This is a genomic window from Streptomyces sp. NPDC031474 (assembly GCF_055581185.1).
Genome location: NZ_JBVIJX010000003.1, coordinates 312,161 through 336,371, shown reverse-complemented (window position 1 = coordinate 336,371; position 24,211 = coordinate 312,161). Strand labels below are relative to the sequence as shown.

Genomic DNA, 24,211 nt, shown 5'->3' with positions numbered 1-24,211 from the left:
ACGGGTGCGCGGTCGGCGGGTCAGCCGGTGGGGCGGTCAGCCCTCCGGGTCCGCCGGGTCCGCCAGATCCACCTGCTCCCGTCCGTCGACTTCCGCGGCGGCCTGGGCGAACCCGCACACGTGGCGGCTCATCCGCCGCCGGGCCGCCGCCGCGTCGCCCTGCCGCACGGCCTCGGTGATCCTCGCGTGGGCGCGGACGGTGACCTCGCGGATGCGGGCGTCCATGAACTGCTCCAGATGGGTGGCCGCGTAGATCGACTCCGAAAGGGCGCCGAGGAACCCGATGAGCAGCTCGTTGCCGCCGGCCTTCGCGATCGCGTTGTGCCAGTGGACGTTGGCCCGCAGGAAGCGCCGGATGTCGTCGCCGGCCTCGACCAGGTCTGCTTGGGCGGCGTCCAGGTCGGCGAGGTCCTGCTCGGTGCGCCGGCCTGCCGCGAGCGCGGCACACGCCGGTTCGATCGCCTCACGGGTCTCGTGCAGTGCCGCCAGCCGGATCTGCTGGCCGCGGATGACCAACTGCACGGTGCTCGCCAGGGATTCGCGGCCCGGCCGGTGCACGAAGGCCCCGCCCCCGCGCCCCGGCCGGATCTCCACGAGCCGCTCGACCTCCAGGATGCGCAGCGCCTCCCGCACGGTCGCCCGGCTCAGTCCCGTCTGCTCCACCAGTTGCCGCTCCGGGGGCAGTGGTGTGCCCTCGGCGAGCTCACCGGACAGGATGCGCTCGCGCACCTCGGCCGCCAGCACGTCCGAGGCCTTCGGGACGGTGAGCGCGTCGAAGCGCGGGGTGCGGGGCGTGGGGTGGGCGCTGGGCACGGGATTCAGGCCTCTCGTCGTACATCCGTTTCGGCTGATCCATTCAACACACCCCGCCCGCCGCCTGTCAGATGACCAGCCCTCCGTCCACCGGAAGGACCTGCCCGGTCACGAAGGACGCCGCGTCGGAGGCGAGGAACACGAACGCTCCGGCGATCTCCTCCGGCTCGGCCCAGCGGCCCAGCGGGATGCGGGCGAGCATCCGCTGCGCGAACTTCGGATCGGTCCGGATGGTCTGCGTCATGGGTGTCGCGGCGAGTGGCGCCAGGGCGTTGACCAGGATCTGCTTCCTGGCCAGTTCGCGCGCGAGCGACTTGGTGAACCCGATGATGCCGGCCTTGGCCGCGGAGTAGTTGACCTGCCCCAGCGTGCCGGTCAGGCCGGCCGACGACGTGACGTTGATGACGCGGCCGGTCCCGTCCGTCGCCAGGAACGGCAGCGCTGCCTGGGTGCAGTGGAACGCGCCCAGGACGTGGATGTCGACCAGGTCCCGGAAGGACTCCTCGGAGAGTTTCTCGAACATCGCGGGTGCCGTGACTCCGGCATTGTTGACGAGGATGTGCAGGGTTCCGTCGGTGAGCGCGGCGGCGCGGGAGGCCGCCGCGTCGGCGGCGGACCGGTCCCGCACGTCGAGAGCGGCGCCCTGTGCCGTCATGCCCGCGTCGGTGAGTTTGCCGGCCACGGCCCGCGCCGCCGCCTCGTCGACGTCGGTGACGAGCACCGCCGCGCCGGCCCCGGCGAGCGCCTCGGCCACCGCCGCGCCGATGCCGCCGGCGGCGCCGGTCACCAGCGCCGAGCGCCCCGTGAGGTCGAACAGTCCCGTACGTTCGGTCATCCCAGCTCCTCCATAGCCGCTCAGTAGCTCCGGGGCAGACCCAGCGTGTGGGACCCCAGGTAGTTCAGGACCATCTCCTGGCTGACCGGGGCGATCCGCATCAGACGGGCCTCCCGGAAGAAGCGGGCCACGGGATACTCCTCGGAGTAGCCCATGCCGCCGTGCGTCTGCAGGGCCCGGTCGGCGGCCTCGAACCCGGCGTCCGCGCACAGGTACTTGGCGGTGTTGGCCTCCCGCCCGCACGGCCGTCCCTGGTCGTACAGCCAGGTCGCCTTGCGCAGCACGAGCTCGGCCGCGTCGAGGCGCGCGAGCGCGTCGGCCAGCGGGAACTGGATGCCCTGGTTCATGCCGATGGGACGCCCGAACACCTCCCTCTCCCGCCCGTAGCGCACGGCCCGGTCCAGGGCCACCCGGCCGATGCCCAGGGCCTCGGCGGCGATCAGCATGCGCTCCGGGTTCAGGCCGTCCAGCAGGTGGCGGAATCCCTCGCCCTCCTCGCCGACCCGGTCCTCGACCGGCACCCGCAGCTCGTCGATGAACAGCTCGTTGGAGGTGACGGCGTTGCGGCCCATCTTCGGGATCGGCCGGATGTCCACCCGGCCGCGGTCCAGGTCGGTGAGAAACAGCGTCATGCCGTCCGTCCGCCGGTCCACCTCGTCGAGCCGCGAGGTGCGCGTCAGCAGCAGGATCTTCTCCGACTCCTGTGCCTTGGAGATCCAGACCTTGCGCCCGCTGACGATGTAGTGGTCGCCGTCCCGGCGGGCGTAGGTGGTGATACTCGTGGTGTCCAGTCCGGCGCCGGGCTCCGTCACCCCGAAGCACACGTGCAGGTCGCCGTTGGCGATACGGGGCAGGGTGCGCCGCTTCAGCTCGTCGGAGCCGTGCACCACCACCGGATGCATGCCGAAGATGGACAGGTGGATCGCGCTGGCGGCGTTCATGCCTCCGCCCGAGCGCGCGACCTCCTCCAGCAGCAGCGTCGCCTCCGTGATGCCGAGGCCGTGGCCGCCGTACTCCTGCGGGATCGTGATCCCGAGCCAGCCGCCGTCCGCGACGGTCGCGTAGAACTCCTCCGGGAACGCGTGGTCCCGGTCCTTCTCCATCCAGTACCGGTCGTCGAAGTCGCGCAGGAGGCCCGCCACGGACTCGCGGATCGTCTCCTGGTCCTCGGTCAGCTCGAAGTCCACCGTGGGACCTCTCTGTTGGCGGCTGATGTCGAAACATATCAAAGGTCAGACCGAAAGCTCGGTCAAGACCCCGGCCCGGCCTCCCGTCGAGGGGGGGACTTCACGCCAAGGGACAGGGACAATTCGCGCCGCAGGGCAGGGGGTAGCTTCCGGTCGGGACCCGCTGGGGAGTGTTCCGGTCACACAGAGGCCCCCGCGAACGCGTCGTGGGGGCCGGTGCGAGTGCCGGCGGCCGGGTCGGGCCGTGTGGCGGGAAGTCGATCCTGTGGTGGTGGGGTTGGCGCTCAGGTGGAGGTGGTGGCCTTCCTGGCGGGCGTGGTCCGCTTCGCCGGGGCCGCCGCCTTCGTCGCGGCGCCCGTCTTCTGTGCTGCCGCCTTGCGTGCCGTGCTCGTCCTCTTGGCGGGCGCCGTGCTCTCGCCTTCCCCCGCCGTGCGGCCACTCACCCCGCCGGTGATCCCGCCGAGGCAGAACTCCCACACCTCGTCGACGGAGACCGGTGAGGGATGTGCGCCGACCGGCGCCGCGGGTGCCTGCGCGGTGAACATCGCCGTCTGCATGATCAGGGACGCTGTGCGCCGCGGCTTCGCCGAGACGGCCTGACCCGCCTCGACGGCCCTCTCCACCAGTTCGGTGAACAGGGCCAGCAGGGGCAGGTGGGCACTTGCCACCTGGTCCGGGTGGCTGACCAGCAACTGCACCGCGAAGTCGGTGAACAGTGGGGACTGCCGGCCCGGACGCGGCTTGGAGGAGTCGTAGAGCAGTTCGACCGCGATCTTCAGGCGCCCCAGCGGATCGGATTCCCCCGCCGTCTCCTCCCTGATCTGGGTCGCCGACTTCGACAGCGCGTCCTCGAACAGCGCGAGCAGCAGCTCGTGCTTGCCGTCGAAGTGCTGGTAGAAGCTGCGCAGCGACTGACGGGAGCGCTCCACGACCTCCTGCACGGTGAAGTCGGTGGTGCCCTTGTCGGCGATGAGCTCCTGGGCGGCGTCGAGGAATCGCTGCACGCGCTGCTCGGCGCGCAGCTTCGCCGCCCGGGTGGAACGCTCGACGGCGCGCTGCCGCCAGGCGGGCTCGGGGCTCTCGGCGGGTTCTGCGGGGACCTCACTCATGGGTAGAACGGTACTCGACACATGTGAAAAGCGAGCCGCATGCCCCTACCGAATTGCGCTCCGCAAGTTACAAGACTCTTACTTGCTTAGAATGAGAATGTTATTCTCGCCCGGTCCGGGCCGGCGCCCGGTGTGCAGCTGCCGCTACGGCCGAGGGGGCGCAACATGGAGTTCGAACTCGACGAGGAGCAGCGGCTGCTGCGGCGCACCGTGCGCGAAACAGTCGCCAAGGTGCGCGGCCGTCCCGAGCGGCAGCAGTGGCAGACCTATCGCCGGCTCGGCTGGCTGGAGGCCCCTCCGCTGGAACTGGCCATCATTCTCGAGGAGTTGGGGTACGCCGCCGACCCGACGCCGTTCCTGGCCAGCGCCACCTGGTTCGCGCCCCTCACCGGCCGTCTCCCCGAGGGCAGCGGCACCGCCGTGTTCAACGGCACCGGGCGCCATGTCCTCGACGCCGACCGGGCCGACGAGATCGCCCTGCTCACCGCCGACGGTGTCACCGTGGTCCCCGGCGCCGACCTCGCCGCCGAACGTGTCCCCGTCCTGGACCCGCACCTGCACGTCGCCCACGTCAGGGCCGCCGGCCTCACCGCCCGGGTGCCCGACCTCGCCCTCATGGGGCTCGCCGCCACCTGCGTGGGCGCCTGCCGACGCGTCCTCGACCTTGTGCTCGACCATGTCCGGCAGCGGGTGCAGTTCGGCCGTCCGCTCGGCTCCTTCCAGGCCGTCAAGCACAAGGCGGCCGACATGCACGTCGCGATCGAACGGGCCCGCGCCCTGACCCACTTCTGCGCCCTGACCCTCGCCGAGGACGACCCGCGCAGCGCCGACGCCGCCCACATGGCCAAGGCCGCGGCGGGGGAGTGCCAGCGTCTGGTCTTCCGGCACGGTCTGCAGCTGTTCGGTGCCATGGGCTTCACCTGGGAGAACGAACTGCAGTACCACCTCAAGCGGGCCCAGGCCTGCGACCTGCTCCTCGGCACCGCTTCCGTCCACAGGAAGGCGCTCGTGACCCCATGACACGCCTCGCGACACACGCAGCCTCATGAAACTCGCCGACGACCCCGAGGTGGAGGAGTTCCGCGCGGAGTTCTCCGCCTTCCTCGACGCCCACCTGCCCGCCGCGGCCGAGGCCGGCGAACAACGCGCCCGCTCCAGCGCCCACGTCCCCGACTGGGCGCGCCGCTGGCAGCGCACCCTGTTCGAGGCGGGCTGGCTGCTGCCGGGCCAACCGCCCGAGTACGGCGGACGCAACGCCGGACTGCCCCAACAGCTCGCCCACCTGGAGGAGTTGGCCCGACGCCGGATCTACCACAGCTTCAACCCGCAAGGCCTCGGCATCATCGCCGCCTCCCTGCTCACCTTCGGCACCGAGGAGCAGAAGCGCCGTTGGGCCATACCGATCCTGCGCGCCGAGATCACCGCCGCGCTCGGCATGAGCGAGCCCGAGGCCGGTTCCGACCTGGCCTCCCTGCGCACCCGCGCGGTACCCACCGCGGACGGGTTCGTGGTCAACGGGCAGAAGATCTGGACCTCCGGTGCGCACGACGCCGACATCCTGCTCACCTTCGTGCGCACCGACCCGGACGCGCCGAAGCACCAGGGCATCAGCGCCCTGCTGATCCCCACCGCCGCCAGGGGCGTCGAACGCCGGCCGTTCGGGTCGATCGCCGCCGAGGACGACCTCGACTTCAACGAGGTGTTCCTCACCGACGTCCAGGTGCCGCGCGAGAACCTCGTCGGGCCGCTGAACGAGGGCTGGCGGGTGGCGAACGGCTCCCTCGGCCACGAGCGCACGCTGCTGTGGCTGTCGTACGCCGAACGCCTGGAGGACCTGCTGCGCGACGCCGCCGACGTCGGCACCGGCCAGGAGTGGTACGCCACCCTCCGTATGGACCTGACGGCGCTGCGGCTGCTCGGCTACCGCCGGCTCGGCCAGGGCCGCGAGCCGGCGGAGATCTCGGTGCTCAAACTGCTGGGCTCCGAGGCCGTCCAGTCCGCCTCCCTGCACGCGCTGGAGGCGCACGGCGCCGAGGGGCTGGACCATCCCAAGCGCACGGGTCCGTACCACCACATGCACCACGAACACTTCATCTCCAGCTGGTTCGAGAGGTACGCGCGCAGTTTCGCCGGCACCATCGCGGGCGGCACCAGCGAGATCCAGCGCAACATCATCGCCGAGCGCATCCTCGGCCTACCCCGTTAGGACGCCGGGCATGGACCAGATCCTGTACGACACCCAGGACGGCATCGCCACCATCACCCTCAACCGCCCGGAGGCGGCCAACGCCCAGACGATGGCCCTCCTCGACGACCTCGACGCGGCCTGGACCAGGGCCGCGCGGGACGAGGAGGTACGGGTGGTCGTCCTGCGGGCCAACGGCCGCCACTTCTCCGCCGGGCACGACCTGAAGGACCGCTGGCCCGGCCCGGACGAGATCACCCTGGAGTGGATCTACGACGCCGAGACGCGCCGCTATCTGGAGTACTCGCTGAAGTGGCGCAACATTCCCAAGCCCACGATCGCGGCCGTCCAGGGCAAGTGCATCGCCGCCGGGCTGATGTTGTGCTGGCCGTGCGACCTGATCGTGGCCGCGGAGAACGCCGAGTTCTCCGACCCGGTGGTGCACATGGGCATCGGCGGGGTCGAGTACCACGGCCACACCTGGGAGCTCGGTCCACGCAAGGCCAAGGAGATCCTCTTCACCGGACGGCCGCTGACCGCCCGTGAGGCCGAACAGGCCGGCATGGTCAACCAGGTCGTGCCGCTCCACGAACTCGAAGCGGCCGTCGGGGAGTTGGCGGCCCGGATCGCGGCGATGCCGCCCTTCGGACTGCGGCAGGCCAAGCGCGCGGTCAATCAGACCCTCGACGTCCAGGGCTTCTACGCCGCTGTGCAGTCCGTCTTCGACATTCACCAGACCGGCCACGGCAACGCGCTGAGCGTGGACGGCTTCCCGATCCTCACGCGCCTCGACGAGATGAAGCAGCGCCTGAGGCAGGGGTGAGCCGTCCGGCTGTCCCAGGGCCGAGCCGGAGCGTCGTCGCGGCTCAGCCCAGCGCCGCGGTGAAGGGCGGGAGGTCCACCGTCGTGCGGATGCCGGGTGCGGCCGCGCAGACCGCCGGTACGGCGTTGACGGCGCGGTGGGCGGTGTAGCCGGGGGAGACGGCGGCCATCCGCTCGAGCGGCACCGGGAAGCGGATGTCGAGGTCGAGGGGCGCGTCGCCGTCGACGGTCACATGCCACCCGGTGGGCCGCACCTGCCAGGCCGGATCGAGGTCGGTGGTGCAGTACCAGGTCGCGTTGAACTCCAGCAGCGCACGTCCGTCCCGTAGCGCGGACACCGTCATCCGCTGCGCCGCCACCGTTCCCGAGCGCAGGACACCAGCGGCGATGCCGGTCGTGCGCGCGGCGGTGGCGAGGCGTCCACGCGCCCGTACCTCCTCCACGGGCAGTCCCAGGGCGTCGGCGACCAGACACAGGGACGGCCCGAAGCTGGACCGCACATGAGCGAGGCGCCGTTCGTCGAACACGGCGGCCGGCTCCCGGCCGAAGCCCATCACGTCGAACAGGAGCTCCGGCGAGTCACGCCGGGACAGATCGGCGTACTCGTGGATGGTGATCGTCTCCAGCCGCCGCTGCACCGAGGCGAGGACGAGTGGTACGGCCTCGGTGATGAAGCCGGGGCTGCTGCCGGTGTCGTGGATCGAGCTGGCGCCCTGCGCGCAGGCGGTCTCGACCCTTTCGCGCACGGCGGGATCGAGGCCGGCCGGGTGGTGCAGACCCCCGGTCGTGGTCACGACGTTCGCGCCGGAGGCCAGCAGGGCGCACAGTTCGTCGTGGCCGGTGGTCAGTGGCATGTGCAGCACACAGTCGGCGTCCAGGGCCAGGACCTCGTCGAGACTGCCGGTGGTGAGGACGCCCGTCGGGCCCGTCCCGCACAGGTCGCCGGCGTCTCTCCCGGCCTTGTCCGCACTGTGGACGTAGACCCCCGCCAGTGTCATGTGCGGATGCTCGACGACGGCCCGCAGCGAGTGCGCGCCGATGGTTCCCGTACCCCATTGGACGATGCGCAGGGGCCGGCCGTCCCGTGCGGGACGACCGCTGTCCGCCACCGCGCTCACCCGCCCGTCCCGTCCGCGTCCGTGCCCTGGCGGCCCATGTCCGGCGGGCCGCCTTTCTCGTCGGTCATGACCTCGTCGTCCATCCCCGGGTCGGGCTCCACCCCGAAGGTGTTGTACACCATGGCCTGCATCCCGTAGCCGCCCACGGTGAACACGAAGTCCAGCAGCTGGCGCTCGTCCAGCTCCTTCGCCAGTCGCGCGTACAGCTCGTCGGAGAGCGTGGAGGTGGCATCGAGCTCGTCCACGGCCCGGTTCACCAGGGTGTCGGCGCCCCGGCGCACCTGCTCCAACTCCTCTTCGGTCACCCCTACCTGACGGGCCATCACGAGGTGGTGGACCCATTCGTACCGGCACTGGCGCCGCCACGCGACGCGGAGGATCGTCAGCTCGCGGACCTTGGCCGGCAGCGTGCTGCGGTAGAGCAGGTGGGTGCCGAAGGCCAGGAACGCCTTGGCCAGGGCCGGATGGTTCAGGAACAGGCCGAGGGCGTTCGACGGCGGGACGGTGCGGCCGCCGGTCAGCGGCCGCAGCGTCTCGGGGTCCCACTCCTCGTACGGGATCAGCGGCAGCCTGGTCATGTGTTGCGGCCCCCGTTCACGCCGATGATCTGCCCGGTGATGTAGCCGGCCTCCTCGCGGACCAGGAAGGAGCAGGTCGCCGCGATGTCCTCCGGGCGGCCGACCCGGCGTACCGGTGTACGCGCGATGTGGTCCTCGACCGTGCCGCCGAGCCGCTGCTCCTGCTCGGCCGTGCGCAGCATGGGGGTGTCGATGAAGCCGGGGGGGATCGCGTTCACCGTGATGCCCTTCGGGCCGAGTTCCAGCGCGAGGGACTTGGTCAGCCCGTTCACCGCGGACTTGGCGGCGACGTAGTGCGCCATGAAGGGCTGGCCGGAGTGGGTGCTGGAGGAGGAGATGTTCACGATCCGGCCCCAGCGGGCCGCCAGCATGTCCGGCAGGGCCGACTGCACGCAGTGGAAGACGCCGTTGAGGTTGATGTCGACCACGCGCTGCCAGTCGGCGAAGGAGAGGTCGGCGAAACGGATGAAGCCGTCCTTGCCGGCGGCGTTCACCAGGACCTGGACCGGCCCCAGCCGCTCGCGCACGGCTTCCATCGCCTTGTCGACCTGGGCGCGGTCGGTCACGTCGACCGTCAGGCCGAAGGTGTCCTCGGCGGGGGCGATGTCGAGGACGGCCACCTTCAGGCCGTCGGCGGCCAGGCGTCGGACGATCGCCCGGCCGATGCCGGAGGCACCGCCGGTCACGACGGCGGTGGCTTGCGTCGGAGCGCTCATGCGAACGCCTCTTCGCCGACGACGGTCGTGCGGTGCAGCAGCCGCTCGGAGTTCTCGTCGTAGGGCAGCGCCCGGTGCAGGATGCCGGTGTTGTCCCAGACCACCAGGTCGCCGACCTCCCAGTCGTGGGTGTGGCGGAAACGCTCCTGGGTGGTCCAGTCGAGCAGTTCGTCCAGCAGGGCGCGGCTGTCGTCGGGGTCCATGCCGACGACATGGCCGGCGGTGGCGCCGGTGACCAGGGAGCGGCGGCCGTCGCGGCGCCGCCACACCAGGGCCGTCTCCTTGGCCGGCTGGGTGCGCCAGGCGGCCAGTTCCCGTTCGGAGGGGTTGGGGTTGACCAGGCGCTGGGCGGCCTCGAAGGTGTGCACCACGCGCAGACCTTCGTAGCGCTCGCGGTCCTTCCGCGGAAGGTTCTCGTACGCGGCGTAGGTGCTGGCGAAGTCGGTGCCGCCGCCGGTCATGGCGACCTGCCGGGCGGTCAGTGTGGTCACCTTGACCGGTACGTCGTCGGTGGTGCCGTCGAGATGCCAGTGGAACGCGCCCTTGAGGTACTTGGCGGTCCTGCTCTTTCGCGGGTTGATGGAGATGGGGAAGATCTCCTCGTCGCCCAGCACGACCACCTGGCCGAGCCTGCGGCTGAAGGCCAGTTGCCGCTCGTCGTCGAGGTGCAGCCCGCGCACCAGCAGGACGCCGCGCCACTTCAGGGCCTCCACGCAGCGCAGCATGAAGGAGTCGTCGAGAGGGTCGGTGACTCCCGTGAACTCCACGCCGAGCGCGGGACTCAGAGCCTTCGAATCGATCATGAAAACACCCCTTCCGTATATGAGAACCTTATTCTCGTAACCCCCGGAGCGGGAAGACCTTTGTGTGGGGGATCCGTTGAGGTGTCCCGTCCGACTCAGGAGCATTTGGTTCTCCTGTCCGAATGCTTGATTCGCCCAAACGGAGAATGTAGTTTCCGGACCAACCGAGCGAGGAGGCTGGGATGCGGTTCAAGGACAAGGTGACGGTCGTCACCGGGGCCGGCCAGGGCATCGGAGAGGGGTACGCCAGGGCGCTGGCCGCCGAGGGCGCACGCGTGGTGGTCGCGGAACTGAACGAGGAGCAGGGGCAGCGGGTCGCCAAGGAGATCGGCGACGCCCTGTTCGTGCGGACCGACGTCGGCGACCCCGCCTCCGCCGAAGCGCTCGCCGAGACCGTGATCAGCGAGTACGGGCGGATCGACCACCTGGTCAACAACGCGGCCATCTTCCACGGCATGCGCCGCGAGGGCGTCGTCACCGTCGACTACGACTACCTGGACCGGTTCCTGAAGGTGAACCTGCTGGGTGCGCTGCACGTCACCCGCGCCGTCCTGCCGCACCTGAAGGAGAGGGCGGCCATCGTCAACCAGTCGTCCACGGCGGCCTGGCAGCCCACCGGCTTCTACGGGCTCGCCAAGGCGGGCATCAACCACCTGACCGCCTCGCTCGCCGCCGAACTCGGCTCCCGCGGCATCCGCGTCAACGCGATCGCGCCCGGCCCGACCGACACCGAGGCGGCCCGCAGCATCATCCCCGAGGAGTACCGAACGGCCATGGTGCAGTCCTTCGCTCTCAAACGCATGGGCACGCCCGCCGACCAGGCGGGCGCCCTGCTGTTCCTGCTCTCCGACGAGGCGTCCTGGGTCACCGGCCAGGTCATCGCCGTCGACGGCGGATCGGTGGTGCGGCTGTGACCACCACCCACATCGTCAAGTCCCAGCTGATCGACGGCAAGCTGACCCCCGCCGAGACGACCTTCCCCTCCCACAACCCCGCCACCGGCGCCCTGCTCGGCCACGCCCCCGACGCCACCACGGCCGACGCCGAGACCGCGATCGCCGCCGCCCGCCGTGCCTTCGACACCACCGACTGGTCCACCAACCGGGAGCTGCGGTTGCGTTGTCTGCGCCGGCTGCGCACCGCGCTCGACGAGCACCGCGAGGAACTGCGCGAGCTGACCATCGCGGAGGCGGGCGCACCCCGCCGGCTCACCCACGGCCCCCAGCTCGACGAGCCGATCGGCCTCGTCACGTACTACGCCGACCTCCTGGAGAGCTACGAGTTCACCGAGGACCTCGGCGACAAGGAGTCGCGCGGGCAACGCCACCACCGCTGGGTGGAGAAGGAACCGGCGGGCGTGGTCGCCGCGATCCTGCCGTACAACTTCCCCAACCAGCTCGCCCTCGCCAAGCTCGCCCCCGCGCTCGCGGCCGGCTGCACGGTCGTCCTCAAAGGCGCCCCGCAGACCCCGCTGACCACCCTCGCGCTCGGCGAGCTCATCGCGGAGCACACCGACATCCCGCCCGGTGTCGTGAACGTACTGAGCTCCTCGCGCGCCGAGGTCGGCGAGGTCCTCACCACACACCCCGACGTGGACCTGGTCACCTTCACCGGCGCCACCGCCACCGGCAGCCGCATCATGGCCGCCGCGTCCGTCAGCGTGAAGCGGGTCTTCCTCGAACTCGGCGGCAAGTCCGCCATGATCGTCCTGGAGGACGCGGACTTCACCAAGGCCGCCATGTTCGCCGCCTTCACCATCTGCTCCCACTCCGGCCAGGGCTGCGCCCTCACCTCCCGCCTCCTCGTCCCGCGCGCCCACCACGACCGGATCGTGCAGCTCGTCGCCGCCGGCATGGAGCGCGTGCGCGTCGGCGACCCCAGCGACCCCAAGACCGCCATGGGCCCGCTGATCAGCGAACAGCAGCGCGACAAGGTCGACGCCATGGTGCGGCGCGCCGTCGAAGCCGGCGCGACCCTGGTACGCGGCGGCCGGCGCATCGACCCCGGCTGGTTCTACGAACCCACCCTCCTCGCCGGTGTCGACCCCGACAGCGAGATCGCCCAGGAGGAGGTCTTCGGACCCGTCCTCGCGGTCATCCCCTACGACGACGAGGACGACGCCGTCCGCATCGCCAACCACTCCAGGTACGGCCTCTCAGGCGCCGTGCACAGCGCCGACGACGAGCGCGCGATCCGCCTCGCCCGCCGCATCCGCACCGGGACCTTCTCCATCAACGGCGGCAACTACTTCTCGCCCGACGTGCCGTTCGGCGGCTACAAGCAGTCCGGCATCGGCCGGGAGAGCGGACGCTCCGGATTCGAGGAGTTCCTGGAGGAGAAGGCGCTCGCCCGGGTCGTACTGCCCGAAGAGGCGGCATCATGAAGCCGCTCGAAGGCATCCGCGTCCTCGAAGTCGCCATGTACGGCTTCGTGCCGTCCGCCGGGGCCGTGCTGGCCGACTGGGGCGCCGACGTGGTCAAGGTCGAACACGCCGTCAATGGCGACCCGCAGCGCGGACTGCGCCAGACCGGCCCGTTCCGCGTCGAGGGCGACCCCAACCCCAACGTCGCCCACGCCAACCGCGGCAAGCGCTCACTGGGCCTGGACATCTCCCGCCCCGAGGGCCGCGAGGTGCTGTACGAACTGGTCAAGGGCTCCGACGTGTTCCTCACCAGCTTCCTGCCCGCCTCCCGCACCCGCCTCGGCATCGACCTGGACGACATCCGGGCGGTCAACCCGCGCATCGTCTACGCCCGCGGCAGCGCCCTCGGCCCGCGCGGCCCCGAGGCCGGCAAGGGCGGCTACGACATGACCGCCTTCTGGGCGCGGGCGGGAACCGCCGCGACCATCACCCCGCCCGGCACCGACGGCATGATCAGCCCGCCCGGGCCTGCCTACGGCGACACCATTTCCGGGACCAACCTGGCCGGGGGTATCGCGGCGGCCCTGCTGCGTCGCGAACGCACCGGCGAGACCTCCGTCGTGGACGTCTCCCTGCTCGGCAGCGGCCTGTGGGCGCTGGGCCACTCCGTCGCCGTCTCCACCCACCTCGACCGCGCCTGGGAGGGCGTGCGGCCCAGCGCGCACGGCTCGCCCACCAACCCGCTGTCGGGGCTCTACCGCACCGCCGACGGCCGCCACATCGCCTTCGTCATGCTCCAGCCGGCGAAGTTCTGGCCGCAGGTGTGCCGGTGTGTGGGCCGTCCGGAGCTCGCCGACGACGCGCGGTTCGCCACCGCCGAGGCACTCGCCGAGCACACCGCCGACGCTGTCAAGATCCTCCGCGAGGTGATCGCGGGCCGCACGCTCACCGAGTGGTCCAAGGACCTCGCCGCCCTCGACGGGCCCTGGGCGCCCGTCCAGGACACCCTCCAGGCCGCCGCCGACGGGCAGGTCCGCGCCAACGGCTACATCGGGCGGGCCGGTGAGCTCGAACTCGTCGCCAGCCCCGTCCAGTTCGACGTCGAGGACACCCTCCTCGGACCCGCCCCCGAGTTCGCCGCACAGACCGAGGAGATCCTCGCCGAACTGGGCTACGACTGGGACCGCATCCTCGCCCTGAAGGCGAACGGCGCGATCACCTGACCGGCCTCCCGGCCCGCCCGGGCCGGTGGCCGACAGCCCCCCACGTTCCCTCGCACCCCCACATCCCGCACTCCCTCACTTCCTCGGACGACGGCGTCCGAGCTCCCGAGGAGGCACCATGCGAAGACTGCTGATCGGCACGGTCACCGCGGTCGCGGTGCTGCTGGCCGGCTGCTCCACCCGCTCCGGCGACGACACCGGCACCGGCACCACGCAGAAGGCGAGTCCCGCCGCCCAGAGGAGTTCCGACTTCGGCACGCTGAAGGGCGTGTGCGGGCGTGGCACCGCCAAGTCCTCGCCGGTGCAGGGCGTCACCGCCGACAAGATCCAGGTCGGAGTCCTGTCCGACGTCGGTTTCACCAAGAGGTCCGAATTCGTGGACGCGGCCAAGGTGTTCACGTCCTGGTGCAACGACGCCGGCGGCATCAACGGCCGCGACCTCGTCCCCGTGACCCGCGACACCAGGCTGATGGAGGTCCGCCAGCGCGTGCTGGAGGCATGCAGGGCGGACTTCGTGCTCGTCGGCGGCGGCGCCGCGCTGGACAGCCTCGGCGTACAGGACCGGCTCAAGTGCCTTCTGCCCACCTTCCCCGCCCAGTCCAGCCAGATCGGCGCGATCGGCTCCGACCTCCAGGCGATGGCCTCCGGCCCCATCGCCGGGTACTTCCAGTACGCCGGCTACTACTCCTGGCTGCTGAAGGACAAGTACCCGGACTCCGCGCAGAAGGTCGGCGTCATCGCGGGCGACTCACCCGTCACCAAGGTCATGGCCGCCCAGTTCGAGGAGGCCGTCGCCGGCCTCGGCGGCAAGGCCTCCTACAGCGACCTCTACCCGGCGGCCGGCGTCTCCGACTGGACCCCCTACGCGCAGTCGATCAAGAAGAACGGCGTCAAGGGGCTGGTCTTCCTGGGCGATTTCCCGAGCCTGGCCAAGCTGGAGCAGGCCCTGACCAACATCGGCTACGCCCCCGACTGGATCGACGCCAACAGCAACGCCTACGGCCCCGCCTTCCCGCAACTGGCAGGCCCCGCCCTGGCCAAGCAGCACAACTACGCCGAGCTGTTCGCCACCGCCCCGCTGGAGAGCGCCGCCGACAACCCCGCCGCCCAGCAGGTGATCGACCTGTTCGAGAAGTACGCCCCCGGCAAGCAGGTCACCTACCCCGTCCTGCGCGCCTTCTCCGCGTGGCTGCTGTTCGCCACCTCCGCACGCGACTGCGCGACCGTCACCCGCAAGTGCGTCTACGACAACGCGATGAAGAACACCGACTGGACCGCGGGCGGCCTGCAGGCCCCCTTCGACCTCACCTCGAAGGAACCGCCCAAGTGCTACTTCGTCGTCGAGGCGACGTCCAAGGGCTGGCAGGCCGCCGACTTCAAGCCTGATCAGGGCGCCTACCGCTGCGACGCCCCCACCTACAAGTACAGGGGCGACTACGGCAAACCGGCCACCCTCGCCGACGTCGGCAAGTCGCTGTCCGACCTGACATGAACCGGAGGTACAGGACGTGAAGGTACGCGTCGACCCCGAGCGCTGCCAGGGCCACACCCTGTGTGCCATGCGCGCCCCGAAATTCTTCCAACTGAGCGAGATCGACGGACACTCCTCGCCCGTCGCCGAGGACGTGCCAACCGACCAGGAGGAGGCGGTTGTCGAGGCCGTCCGCTCCTGCCCCGAACGCGCCATCGGCGTGTTCTGAGCCGCACCCGGCGCACGGAGAGGAAGCCCACGTCATGACCGCACCGGAGACCACCGGCGAAGACGCCCGCAAGCAGCCCCGCATCGACTTCGACCGGCACGCCCCCGAGTACCGCCACCGGTTCGAGGAGCAGACCCGCGAGTTCCACGCTCGCTGCCCGATCGCCTGGACCGACACCCACAGCGGGCACTGGGTGGCCGCCGGCAACCGCGAGCTGATCGCCTTCGCCCGTGCCGGCGAGAAGCTGTCCAACGACCACGACGTGCACGGCGAGCGCCGCGGCTACCAGGGCATCAGCATCCCGGCCCCGCCCCGTGGCAGGGGCCTGCGGGGCGGCTTCCTGGAGATGGACCCGCCCGAGCAGCGCGCCTACCGGACGGCCCTGAACCCCTACCTCTCACCCGCGGCCGTCACGCGGTGGATCCCCTTCATCGACGACGTCGCCCGCGCCTGCATCGACGAGCGGATCGAGACCGGCCGGATCGACTTCGTCGACGACCTCGCCAACATCGTCCCGGCCGTCTTCACCCTCGCCATGATGGGCATCCCCCTGAAGAAGTGGGAGCTGTACAACGAGCCCGCCCACGCCGGCGTCTACACCCCGCCGAACTCGCCCGAGATGGCGCGGGTGGTGGAGGCCCACATGGCGATGATGGGGGACATCGCCGCCACCCTCCAGGAGGTCCGCGCCCATCCGCGCCCCGGCCTGGTGAACGCCCTCGTCCGGATGGACATCGACGGCGCCACCCCGCCGGAGGCGGACCTGGTCGGTGCCCTCGCCCTGCTCATCGGCGGCGGCTTCGACACCACCACCGCGCTGACCGCGCACTCCCTGGAGTGGCTCTCCCAGCATCCCGGCGAACGGGTCCGGCTCAGCCAGGAACGCGACACCCTGCTGGACACGGCCACCGAGGAGTTCCTGCGCTACTTCACCCCGGCGCCCGGCGACGGACGTACCGTCGCCGAGGACTGCGTGATCGCGGGGACCGAGTTCAAGGAGAGCGACCGGGTGTGGCTGTCCTGGGCGATGGCCAACCGCGACCCGCAGGTCTTCTCCGACCCCGACCACGTCGACCTCGCGCGCGGCGGCAACCGCCACACGGCCTTCGGCCTGGGCATCCACCGCTGCATCGGATCCAACGTCGCCCGCACGGTCTTCAAGCGGATGCTGCTCCAAGTCCTCGACCGCATGCCGGACTTCACGTGCGACCCCGAGGGCACGGTCCACTACGAGACCATCGGTGTCATCCAGGGCATGCGCCACCTCCCCGCCGCCTTCACTCCCGGTCCCCGCCTCGGACCCGGGCTGGCGGAAACCCTGGAGAGCCTCCAGCAGGCCTGTGAGGAGCAGGGACTGGCCGAGCCCGTCACCGTCCGCACAGCGCAGGCGAAAATCCGTTGAGTGGCTCCACGGAGGCCGTCCGTCCGCAGCCGGAGATCCGCCAGGAGACCGAGTTCTTCTGGGCCTCCGGCCGGGACGGACGACTCCGTTTCCAGACGTGTACCGACTGCCGGGCGCTGATCCACCCGCCGCAGCCGGTGTGCCGCCACTGCCGGGGACACGACGTGCGGGTGAGCGAGGTCTCCGGCTTCGCCACGCTGATCGGATTCACCGTCAACCACCGCTTCCCCTTCCCGGGCCTGCCTTCCCCGTTCGTCGTCGCCCAGGTGGCGATCGAGGAGGACCCGCGGGTCCGGCTGACCACGAACGTCGTCGGCTGCGCGGCGGAGGACCTGCGCATCGGTATGCGCATGGAGGCTGTCTTCGAACAGGCCGGCGAGGCCTGGCTGCCGTTGTTCCGGCCGTGCGCCGAACAGCCCCCGCCCGCACCGCTGCCCGAGGACACCCCGGTCACCGGGCACCCCCACCGGGCGCCCGTGGGACCGAGGTTCGAGGACCGCGCCGTGATCAGCGGCGCCGGCGCCTCCCGCATCGGCCGCCGCCTGATGGTGTCGCCCCTCGAACTCACCGTCGAGGCCTGCGAGAAGGCCGTTGCCGACGCCGGACTCACCCTTGACGACATCGACGGCCTGTCCACCTACCCCGGCGCCGGCGCCTTCGGCGGCTTCGCCGAGGGCGGGGTGAGCGCGCTGGAGTCCGCGCTCGGCGTCCGCCCGGTGTGGCACAACGGGGCGGGGGAGACGTTCGGGCCGGGCGGCTCGGTGATCGCCGCGATGCTCGCGGTCGCGGGCGGACTGGCCCGGCACGTGCTGTGCTTCCGCACGGTGTGGGAGGCGACGTACGCCGAACTCCTGCGGCAGGGCCGGATCCGCGCACCCCGACAGGCGGACCCGGACGGCTGGTTCAAGCCCTTCGGCGCCGTCTCGCCCGCGATCATGCTCGCGATGAACGCCCAGCGGCACATGCACCGCTACGGCACCACCCGCGAGACGCTCGGCTGGATCGCCCTCAACCAGCGTGCGAACGCGGCCCGCCACCCGGACGCGGTCTACCGCGACCCGCTCACCATGGACGACTACCTCACCGCCCGCCCCATCAGTACCCCCTTCGGCCTGTACGACTGCGACGTCCCGGTCGACGCCGCCACGGCCGTCGTCGTTTCCGCCGCCGAGAGTGCGCCACACCTGCGGAGACCCCCGGTACGCGTCGAGGCCGTCGGTACCCGGATCGTCGAACGCCCCGAGTGGGACCAGTCGACCCTCACCCACGAGCCGCAGGTACTCGGTCAGTCCGCCCACCTGTGGACGCGTACCGACCTGCGCCCCGCCGACGTGGACGTGGCCCTGCTCTACGACGGGTTCACCTTCAACTGCCTGTCCTGGATCGAGGCGCTCGGCTTCTGCGGCATCGGCGAGGCCCGCGACTTCCTGGACGGCGGCAAGAACATCGCCCCCAACGGGATCCTGCCGCTGAACCCGCACGGCGGCCAGCTCTCGCACGGTCGCACCCACGGCATGGGCCTGCTGCACGAGGCCGTGCTCCAGCTGCGCAACGAGGCCGGGGCGCGGCAGGTGGCGGGCGCGCGTACCGCGGTGGTCTCCAGCGGTGGCCTCACCCCCAGCGGCGTACTCCTGCTCAGGACGGACGCATGACTTGCAGGACCGTGACGCACGAGACCGTCAGGCTCAAGACCGTGACGCACAGGACCGTGACGCACAGGACCGTGACGCACAGGACCGTGACATTCAGGACCCCCACATCCAGGACCGTGGCATGACCTCACTCGAACCCGAACTCACCGCCGCCGTACGCCGGGAGGTCGTCGACGTGGACGGCGTCCCGGCCTCCGCGCTGGTGGCCGAGGTGCCCCGCCCGCAGGCCGTGATCGTGGCCCTGCACGGCGGCGCCACCACCTCGGCCTACTTCGACCACCCCGGGCATCCGAGGCTCTCCCTGCTGCGCACCGCCGCCGCGGCCGGCTTCACCGTCCTCGCCCCGGACCGTCCCGGCTACGGCAGTTCGGCCGGGCACGAGGAGCGCCTCCGCACGCCCGGACAGCGCGCCGACTTCGCCCACGAGGCGGTGCGGGCACTTCTGCGGGGCCGCGAGCGCGGTGTCGGCGTGTTCCTGTGGGCGCACTCGGCCGGCAGCGAACTCACCCTGCGCATGGCCGCCGACCCGCGGGACGACGACCTGCTGGGCATCGAGCTGGCCGGGACGGGCCGGGTGCACCACCCCAGAGCCGTGCGGGCGATGGAGGAGTGGCGCAGCGACCCCACCCGCACCCGGCCCAACCTGCGCCACGCGCTGTGGTACCCACCGCAGGCCTATCCTCCCGACGTGCACGGCGGCCGCCGTATCGGGGCGGCCCCACCCGCCTACGAGGGACACCGCGAGGGCTGGCAGGAGGAAATGGCCCGGCTTGCGGCGCGCGTCGCGGTGCCGGTGCACATCACCCTCGCCGAGTACGAGCAGGTGTGGGCGAACGGGCCGGACGGCCTGGCCGACCTCGCCTCCATGTTCACCGGCGCGCCCCGCGTGGTGCTGCACGAACAGGCGGGCGCGGGCCACAACACCAGCGTCGGGCGTACCGCCCTCGCCTACCACCTGCACGTCCTGGCCTTCGTCGAGGAGTGCGCGCTGGGCGTGCGGGCGCTGCCCACGGAGGCGTGGAGGCACGATGGGTGAGGCCACCGATGCCGCCCTCCTCGTGGTGCGGCTCGTGCTGGGCGCGGTCATGGCGGCGCACGGCTGGAACCACTGGCGTGGCGGGGGCGGGATCACCGGCACCGCGGGCTGGTTCGCGGGCCTCGGCCTGACCCGGCCGCCGGACTGCCGGCCCACCGTCCGCACGGCTTCTTCGTCTTCAAAGAGGGCTACGAGTACGTCCTCGTCCTGGGTGTGCTCGCCCTGGCGCTCGGCGCGTGGGGGCCGGGGGCGTACGCGGTGGACACGGCGGCCGGCATCGCGGTCACCGGGTGGGCGGGCGGCGGTGCGGTGCTCGGGGTGGGCGTGGCGGGGACCGCCGGACTGCTCGCCGTGTTCTGGCGACCGAGGAGGACGGCATGAGCAGAACTCTCCCGCGTGTGGGCTTCATCGGGCTCGGCAGCCAGGGGGCGCCCATGGCCCGCCGCATCCTCGAAGCCGGACACACGACGACGCTGTGGGCCCTCCGACGCTGTGGGCCCGCCGACGCTCCACCCTCGCACCCTTTGAGGACAGCGGCGCCAAGACGGCCGGCTCGCCCGCCGAACTGGCCGCTGTGAGCGACGTGGTGTGTCTGTGCGTCGTCGATGACGCCGATGTCGAGCAGGTGGCCACGGGCCGGGAGGGCGCACTGGCCGGGCTGCGCCGGGGTGGAGTGATCGCCGTCCACTCCACCGTGCACCCCGATACCTGCCGCCGCCTGGAGAGCCAGGCCCGGGGAGCAGGGGCCTCCCCCCTCGACGCGCCGGTCAGCGGCGGCGGCCGGGCCGCCGAGCAGGGCACCCTGGTCGTCATGGTGGGCGGCGACCCGCAGGTCTTCGCCCACTGCCGCCCACTGTTCGCCACTTCCGCAGATCCCGTCGTCCACCTCGGCCCGACGGGCTCCGGGCAGATCGCCAAAATCCTCAACAACCTGCTCTTCACCGCCCAGTTGGGGCGGGTGGCCGACTCGGGCGGCACCCTCGACCGCATCGCCGCCCATGCGGGCGGCCTGCCGGCCAAGGACGTCCGGCTGTTCGCCGACATCGCGACACCGCCGGGGTGCACCAGGCCTCGGCGCTGCGTGAGGCCGCCCTGGCCGCCCTGGCCGCGATGGGACGGTGACCGGAACATCGCGCACCGCCCCTCGCCCCGCGGCAGCTCCCGCACGTACTGTGAGCGGGCACCCATCCACCGGCGGGAAGGGCGGGACATGGTCTCCGAGCGGCGTGAACAGATCCTGGAGGCGGCGCTGGAGGTCCTGGCCGACCGTGGCTTCAGGCGCACCTCGATCGACGCGGTGGCGGAGCGGGTCGGTCTGACCCGGCAGGGCGTCCTGCACTACTTCCCCAGCAAGAAGCGGCTGCTGCTGGAGATCCTCCGTTTCCGTGAGGAGCTCCACCGGGAGAACCTGGCGGACCACCATGCCGGCGAGGGCCTGGCGGCCGAACTCGCTGCGGCCGTCGCCTTCGAACAGAGCCATCCGTCGCTGGCGACGGTGCACAACGTCCTGCTGGCCGAGGCGGTCACCGGGCAGGAACCCGCCGCCGGCTACGCCCGGCAGCGATCCCGCACCCTGCAGGACCAGCTGGCCGCGAACCTGGCCGAGCGGTACGGGGAGCGCCTGCCCAGCGGACTGAGCGCGCCGACCGCCGCGGCGGCCGTCCTGGCCCTGGTCGAGGGCGTGCACCAGTTATGGCTGGTGGACCCGGACGCGGAACGCTATCCGCGTATCGTGCGGGAGACGGTGGCCGTCCTGCTCGGCACCGAGACGGCCACCGCAAAGGATCAGCCCCCGGCGATGAACGGGTAGACGCGGGTGAAGTCCGCACCGGGTTCGGCCGCGCTGAACTCCTCCCACACCGAGCCCGTGACCGCGCCCACGCTGCGCGCGCCGCCCAGCCGTGCCACCTCGGCCAGATAGAGCCGTACGTCCTTGGCCATCAGCGTGTTGCTGAACCCGGAGGCGTAGCGGCCGCTCAGCACCTCGTCCGGGAACTTGTCCGCGGTGGCGCCGCTGCGCCCGCTGGAGGCGTTGAGCACCTGCACCATCACCGCCGTGTCGAGCCCGGCGGCCCGCCCGAAGGCGACGGCCTCACTCGTCGCCGCGAGCGCGGTCGCGGACAGGAAGTTGTTGGCCAGCTTCAGGGCCTGTGCCTGCCCCGGCCGGTCGCCGACCCGGCGCCGCCGGTCGCTGAGCCCGTCCAGCACCGGCTCCACGCGCGCGCAGTCCGCGTCCGCTCCCGCGTACATGACCATCAGGGTGCGGGCGCGTGCCCCGGCCACTCCGCCGGAGACGGGCGCGTCCACGTAGGCCAGGCCCAGTGCGGCCAGGTCGAGCGCCGCCGTCACGCCCACCGTGGAGGTGTCCACGACGTGGGTGACGCGCCGGTCCCGGGCGCCCGCGAGATCGCCTACCACCTCCCCACAGACCTTGCCGTCCGGCAGGCTGAGCACCACCGTGCCGGCCGCCCGTGCCACGTCCGCCGCGCTGGGCGCCCAGCGGGCCCCCGTCGGGGTGCGCGCGGGGCCGGCGGCGTCGTAGGCCACCACCTCGAAGCCGGCCCGGACGAGGTTCGAGGCCAGTGCGCCGCCCATGGCGCCCAGTCCCACGAACCCGACGGGGGCCTCTCGCGGACTCATGCCTGCTCCCGGGCGCCGCGGACCTCGCGGATGACGGAGCGGGCGGAGTTTCCGGCGGGAGCTCCGCAGTAGGCCGTGATCTGGAACAGCAGCTCGTCGACCTCGGCGTCGGTGACCCCGGCGCGCGGCGCGGCCCCGAGGTGCAGACGGAACTCGTCCGTCCGCCCCAGTGCGGCGGTCATGGCCAGCACCAGCAGACTGCGGTCGCGGTTGCTCAGCGGCCCGCCACGCGCCCACACGCCCCATGCCATCGACATCAGGTAGTCCTGGAACTCGGCGGGCACGGGATCCCCCGCCGGCAAGCGCGTGCCATCGTCACCGAGCACCTCCGCACGGGCCCTGCCCGCGGCCCGCCGCCACTCTCGGTCGTCCATGCAGCTTCCCTTTCCGCTTCGGCGGCGGAACCTGAGGTCCTTGGGCCCCGCGCCGGCTGAGTCCTGGTCACGAGTACGACGGCGGCCGGGCGTGGACACGGCCGCCGAGGACGGTCGTCGTGGTGCCCACCGGCTGGCGCCGGCCCGGGAGGGAGGAACGGCGCGGGCGGTGCATGCTCCGGGTGCCGCCCGGGGCTCGGAGCTGCGAGCCTGCCCGTGCCTGGTGGCGGATCGTCCTGCCGCATTGACCTTACCGGCAACCGATAACAGGATCAACGGATACGGCTGAGCTCGTTAGGCAGTTTTGAAAATGCTATTCTCATTTCTGAGACTCTTGTTATCGTGGTCTCCGTCATCCTGAGCGGAGGTCTCCGACCCATGGCGCACTTTCCCAAGCCTTCCGAAGGCAGTTGGACCGAGCACTTCAAGATCGACACCGGTCCCGTCTCCTATGCCGACTCGATCTCGCCGGAGTTCTACGAACTGGAGCGAGACGCCATCTTCCGCAAGACGTGGCTGAACGTCGGACGCGTCGAGCAACTTCCCCGCAAGGGCAGTTACTTCACCAAGGAGCTGGACGCGGCCCGTGCGTCGGTGATCGTGGTGCGCGGAACGGACGGCGAGGTGCGTGCCTTCCACAACGTGTGCCGGCACCGAGGCAACAAGCTCGTGTGGAACGACAACCCGCGCGAGGAGACCAAGGGCACATGTCGCGCCTTCACCTGCAAGTACCATGCCTGGCGCTACGACCTGAAGGGCGAACTCGCCTACATCCAGCAGGAGTCGGAGTTCTTCGACGTCGACAGGTCGAAGTACGGTCTGCTGCAGGTCCGCACCGAGGTGTGGGAGGGGTTCATCTTCGTCAACCTCGACCCCGGCAACACCACGCCCCTCAAGGACTACCTCGGCAAGTTCGCGCAGGGCATCGACGGCTACCCGTTCCACAAGCTGACCCAGGTGCACAAGTACCGCGCGGAGATCGGCAGCAACTGGAAACTGTTCATCGACGCGTTCGCCGAGTTCTACCACGCGCCGATCCTGCACAGCGGCCAGTACGAGTCGGGCGAGGCAGCCAGGATCAAGAAGTACGGCTACGAGGCGTTGTCCTACGACATCGACGGCCCGCACAGCATGGTCTCCTCCTGGGGCGGCATCGCACCACCCAAGGAGCACGCGATGGTCAAGCCCATCGAACGGGCCCTGCGCAGCGGTCTCTTCGGCCCGTGGGACGCTCCCGACATCGGCATGACGACCGAGGAACTGCCGCCGGCGGTCAACCCGACGCGCAGCGAGGTCTGGGGCATGGACTCGTTCGTGTTCTTCCCCAACTTCATGCTGCTGATCTGGCGGCCCAACTGGGTGCTCACCTACCACTACTGGCCCACCTCGTACAACACCCACATCTTCGAGGGGACCTGCTACTTCGTGCCGCCGACGAACGCGTTCCAGCGGCTCCAGCAGGAACTCGCGGCGGTGACGTTCAAGGAGTACGGCCTGCAGGACGGCAACACCCTGGAGGCCACCCAGACCATGCTCGAATCACGCGCGGTGGACGAGTTCCCGCTGTGCGACCAGGAGGTCCTGCTGCGCCATCTGCACCGGACCGCGCAGCAGTACGTCGCCGACCGCACGCAGACCACCACCGCGTCCTGACAG

24 protein-coding genes and 2 pseudogenes are annotated in these 24,211 nt (G+C 71.2%); 16 read left to right on the top strand and 10 right to left on the bottom strand.

Features of this window, described 5'->3' with window-relative positions:
- Window positions 1–36: 36 nt before the first annotated feature.
- The 4 genes from ACZ5SK_RS07060 to ACZ5SK_RS07045 form a co-directional block, all read right to left on the bottom strand.
- Window positions 37–813: a FadR/GntR family transcriptional regulator gene (locus ACZ5SK_RS07060; RefSeq protein WP_334582044.1), complete on the bottom strand. Its 777-nt coding sequence runs from the start codon at window positions 811–813 to the stop codon at window positions 37–39.
- A gap of 67 nt (window positions 814–880) precedes the next feature.
- On the bottom strand, window positions 881–1,648 hold the full coding sequence (locus ACZ5SK_RS07055) for an SDR family NAD(P)-dependent oxidoreductase (RefSeq protein WP_334582043.1): 768 nt from the start codon (window positions 1,646–1,648) through the stop codon (window positions 881–883).
- A gap of 20 nt (window positions 1,649–1,668) precedes the next feature.
- On the bottom strand, window positions 1,669–2,835 hold the full coding sequence (locus ACZ5SK_RS07050; RefSeq protein WP_334582042.1) for an acyl-CoA dehydrogenase family protein: 1,167 nt from the start codon (window positions 2,833–2,835) through the stop codon (window positions 1,669–1,671).
- Between the two features lie 284 nt (window positions 2,836–3,119).
- Window positions 3,120–3,944: a TetR/AcrR family transcriptional regulator gene (locus tag ACZ5SK_RS07045; RefSeq protein ID WP_334582041.1), complete on the bottom strand. Its 825-nt coding sequence runs from the start codon at window positions 3,942–3,944 to the stop codon at window positions 3,120–3,122.
- A gap of 165 nt (window positions 3,945–4,109) precedes the next feature.
- Here ACZ5SK_RS07045 and ACZ5SK_RS07040 point away from each other — a divergent pair, with 165 nt between their 5' ends.
- Genes ACZ5SK_RS07040 through ACZ5SK_RS07030 form a run of 3 tightly spaced genes read left to right on the top strand, consistent with a single transcriptional unit; the run spans window position 4,110 to window position 6,952 of the window.
- Window positions 4,110–4,964, top strand: coding sequence for an acyl-CoA dehydrogenase family protein (locus ACZ5SK_RS07040; protein ID WP_334582040.1), 855 nt, complete (start codon window positions 4,110–4,112; stop codon window positions 4,962–4,964).
- Window positions 4,965–4,989: 25 nt separating this feature from the next.
- Complete coding sequence (locus ACZ5SK_RS07035; protein ID WP_334582038.1) at window positions 4,990–6,150, top strand: acyl-CoA dehydrogenase family protein; 1,161 nt, start codon at window positions 4,990–4,992, stop codon at window positions 6,148–6,150.
- A 10-nt stretch (window positions 6,151–6,160) separates the two neighbouring features.
- The gene (locus ACZ5SK_RS07030) at window positions 6,161–6,952 is read left to right on the top strand and encodes an enoyl-CoA hydratase (protein WP_361702603.1); all 792 of its coding nucleotides are present in this window, start codon (window positions 6,161–6,163) and stop codon (window positions 6,950–6,952) included.
- A gap of 43 nt (window positions 6,953–6,995) precedes the next feature.
- Here the strand turns inward: ACZ5SK_RS07030 and ACZ5SK_RS07025 are convergent, their stop codons facing one another.
- From ACZ5SK_RS07025 to ACZ5SK_RS07010, 4 genes are read right to left on the bottom strand one after another with little or no spacing between them, the layout of a single operon-like run.
- Window positions 6,996–8,069, bottom strand: a complete 1,074-nt coding sequence (locus tag ACZ5SK_RS07025; protein ID WP_334582036.1) for an NAD(P)H-dependent amine dehydrogenase family protein — start codon at window positions 8,067–8,069, stop codon at window positions 6,996–6,998.
- Entirely contained in the window at window positions 8,066–8,647 is a 582-nt protein-coding gene (locus tag ACZ5SK_RS07020) for a carboxymuconolactone decarboxylase family protein (protein WP_334582035.1), read from the bottom strand. Before ACZ5SK_RS07020 ends, ACZ5SK_RS07025 begins: the two co-directional genes overlap by 4 nt.
- Window positions 8,644–9,363 carry an SDR family NAD(P)-dependent oxidoreductase gene (locus ACZ5SK_RS07015; protein ID WP_334582034.1) on the bottom strand — a complete coding sequence of 240 codons (720 nt, stop codon included), beginning with the start codon at window positions 9,361–9,363 and terminating at the stop codon, window positions 8,644–8,646. The genes ACZ5SK_RS07020 and ACZ5SK_RS07015 overlap by 4 nt, the downstream gene beginning before the upstream one ends.
- Complete coding sequence (locus tag ACZ5SK_RS07010; RefSeq protein WP_334582032.1) at window positions 9,360–10,166, bottom strand: TauD/TfdA dioxygenase family protein; 807 nt, start codon at window positions 10,164–10,166, stop codon at window positions 9,360–9,362. Before ACZ5SK_RS07010 ends, ACZ5SK_RS07015 begins: the two co-directional genes overlap by 4 nt.
- Window positions 10,167–10,348: 182 nt before the next feature.
- Here ACZ5SK_RS07010 and ACZ5SK_RS07005 point away from each other — a divergent pair, with 182 nt between their 5' ends.
- From ACZ5SK_RS07005 to ACZ5SK_RS06950, 12 genes and pseudogenes are all read left to right on the top strand, one after another.
- Window positions 10,349–11,080: an SDR family oxidoreductase gene (locus tag ACZ5SK_RS07005; protein WP_334582031.1), complete on the top strand. Its 732-nt coding sequence runs from the start codon at window positions 10,349–10,351 to the stop codon at window positions 11,078–11,080.
- Window positions 11,077–12,549, top strand: coding sequence for an aldehyde dehydrogenase family protein (locus tag ACZ5SK_RS07000; RefSeq protein WP_334582030.1), 1,473 nt, complete (start codon window positions 11,077–11,079; stop codon window positions 12,547–12,549). The genes ACZ5SK_RS07005 and ACZ5SK_RS07000 overlap by 4 nt, the downstream gene beginning before the upstream one ends.
- Window positions 12,546–13,751 carry a CaiB/BaiF CoA transferase family protein gene (locus ACZ5SK_RS06995; RefSeq protein ID WP_334582028.1) on the top strand — a complete coding sequence of 402 codons (1,206 nt, stop codon included), beginning with the start codon at window positions 12,546–12,548 and terminating at the stop codon, window positions 13,749–13,751. The genes ACZ5SK_RS07000 and ACZ5SK_RS06995 overlap by 4 nt, the downstream gene beginning before the upstream one ends.
- A 118-nt stretch (window positions 13,752–13,869) precedes the next feature.
- The gene (locus tag ACZ5SK_RS06990; RefSeq protein WP_468575496.1) at window positions 13,870–15,243 is read left to right on the top strand and encodes an ABC transporter substrate-binding protein; all 1,374 of its coding nucleotides are present in this window, start codon (window positions 13,870–13,872) and stop codon (window positions 15,241–15,243) included.
- 16 nt (window positions 15,244–15,259) lie between these two features.
- Window positions 15,260–15,451 (top strand): ferredoxin, encoded by a 192-nt coding sequence (locus ACZ5SK_RS06985; RefSeq protein WP_334582026.1) that lies wholly within the window; start codon window positions 15,260–15,262, stop codon window positions 15,449–15,451.
- Between the two features lie 34 nt (window positions 15,452–15,485).
- Window positions 15,486–16,853: a cytochrome P450 gene (locus tag ACZ5SK_RS06980; protein ID WP_334582025.1), complete on the top strand. Its 1,368-nt coding sequence runs from the start codon at window positions 15,486–15,488 to the stop codon at window positions 16,851–16,853.
- Window positions 16,850–18,505, top strand: a complete 1,656-nt coding sequence (locus ACZ5SK_RS06975; protein WP_361702611.1) for a thiolase C-terminal domain-containing protein — start codon at window positions 16,850–16,852, stop codon at window positions 18,503–18,505. Before ACZ5SK_RS06980 ends, ACZ5SK_RS06975 begins: the two co-directional genes overlap by 4 nt.
- A 121-nt stretch (window positions 18,506–18,626) precedes the next feature.
- Window positions 18,627–19,541, top strand: a complete 915-nt coding sequence (locus ACZ5SK_RS06970) for an alpha/beta fold hydrolase (protein WP_468575494.1) — start codon at window positions 18,627–18,629, stop codon at window positions 19,539–19,541.
- Window positions 19,534–19,623: pseudogene (locus tag ACZ5SK_RS06965) on the top strand (DoxX family protein); the annotation flags it as partial. The gene ACZ5SK_RS06970 and the pseudogene ACZ5SK_RS06965, both read left to right, overlap by 8 nt.
- Window positions 19,624–19,754: 131 nt before the next feature.
- The gene (locus ACZ5SK_RS06960) at window positions 19,755–19,922 is read left to right on the top strand and encodes a hypothetical protein (RefSeq protein ID WP_468158459.1); all 168 of its coding nucleotides are present in this window, start codon (window positions 19,755–19,757) and stop codon (window positions 19,920–19,922) included.
- Window positions 19,919–19,984: pseudogene (locus ACZ5SK_RS06955) on the top strand (hypothetical protein); the annotation flags it as partial. The gene ACZ5SK_RS06960 and the pseudogene ACZ5SK_RS06955, both read left to right, overlap by 4 nt.
- Window positions 19,985–20,016: 32 nt before the next feature.
- Window positions 20,017–21,351: an NAD(P)-binding domain-containing protein gene (locus tag ACZ5SK_RS06950; RefSeq protein WP_468158458.1), complete on the top strand. Its 1,335-nt coding sequence runs from the start codon at window positions 20,017–20,019 to the stop codon at window positions 21,349–21,351.
- Here the strand turns inward: ACZ5SK_RS06950 and ACZ5SK_RS06945 are convergent.
- On the bottom strand, window positions 21,327–22,181 hold the full coding sequence (locus ACZ5SK_RS06945; RefSeq protein WP_468158433.1) for an NAD(P)-dependent oxidoreductase: 855 nt from the start codon (window positions 22,179–22,181) through the stop codon (window positions 21,327–21,329). The genes ACZ5SK_RS06950 and ACZ5SK_RS06945 overlap by 25 nt on opposite strands.
- Window positions 22,178–22,555: a carboxymuconolactone decarboxylase family protein gene (locus tag ACZ5SK_RS06940; protein WP_334582020.1), complete on the bottom strand. Its 378-nt coding sequence runs from the start codon at window positions 22,553–22,555 to the stop codon at window positions 22,178–22,180. Before ACZ5SK_RS06940 ends, ACZ5SK_RS06945 begins: the two co-directional genes overlap by 4 nt.
- A 378-nt stretch (window positions 22,556–22,933) precedes the next feature.
- On the opposite strand from ACZ5SK_RS06940, the gene ACZ5SK_RS06935 reads away from it, so the two are divergent.
- Window positions 22,934–24,208, top strand: a complete 1,275-nt coding sequence (locus ACZ5SK_RS06935; protein ID WP_334582019.1) for an aromatic ring-hydroxylating oxygenase subunit alpha — start codon at window positions 22,934–22,936, stop codon at window positions 24,206–24,208.
- The last annotated feature ends 3 nt before the right edge of the window (window positions 24,209–24,211 follow it).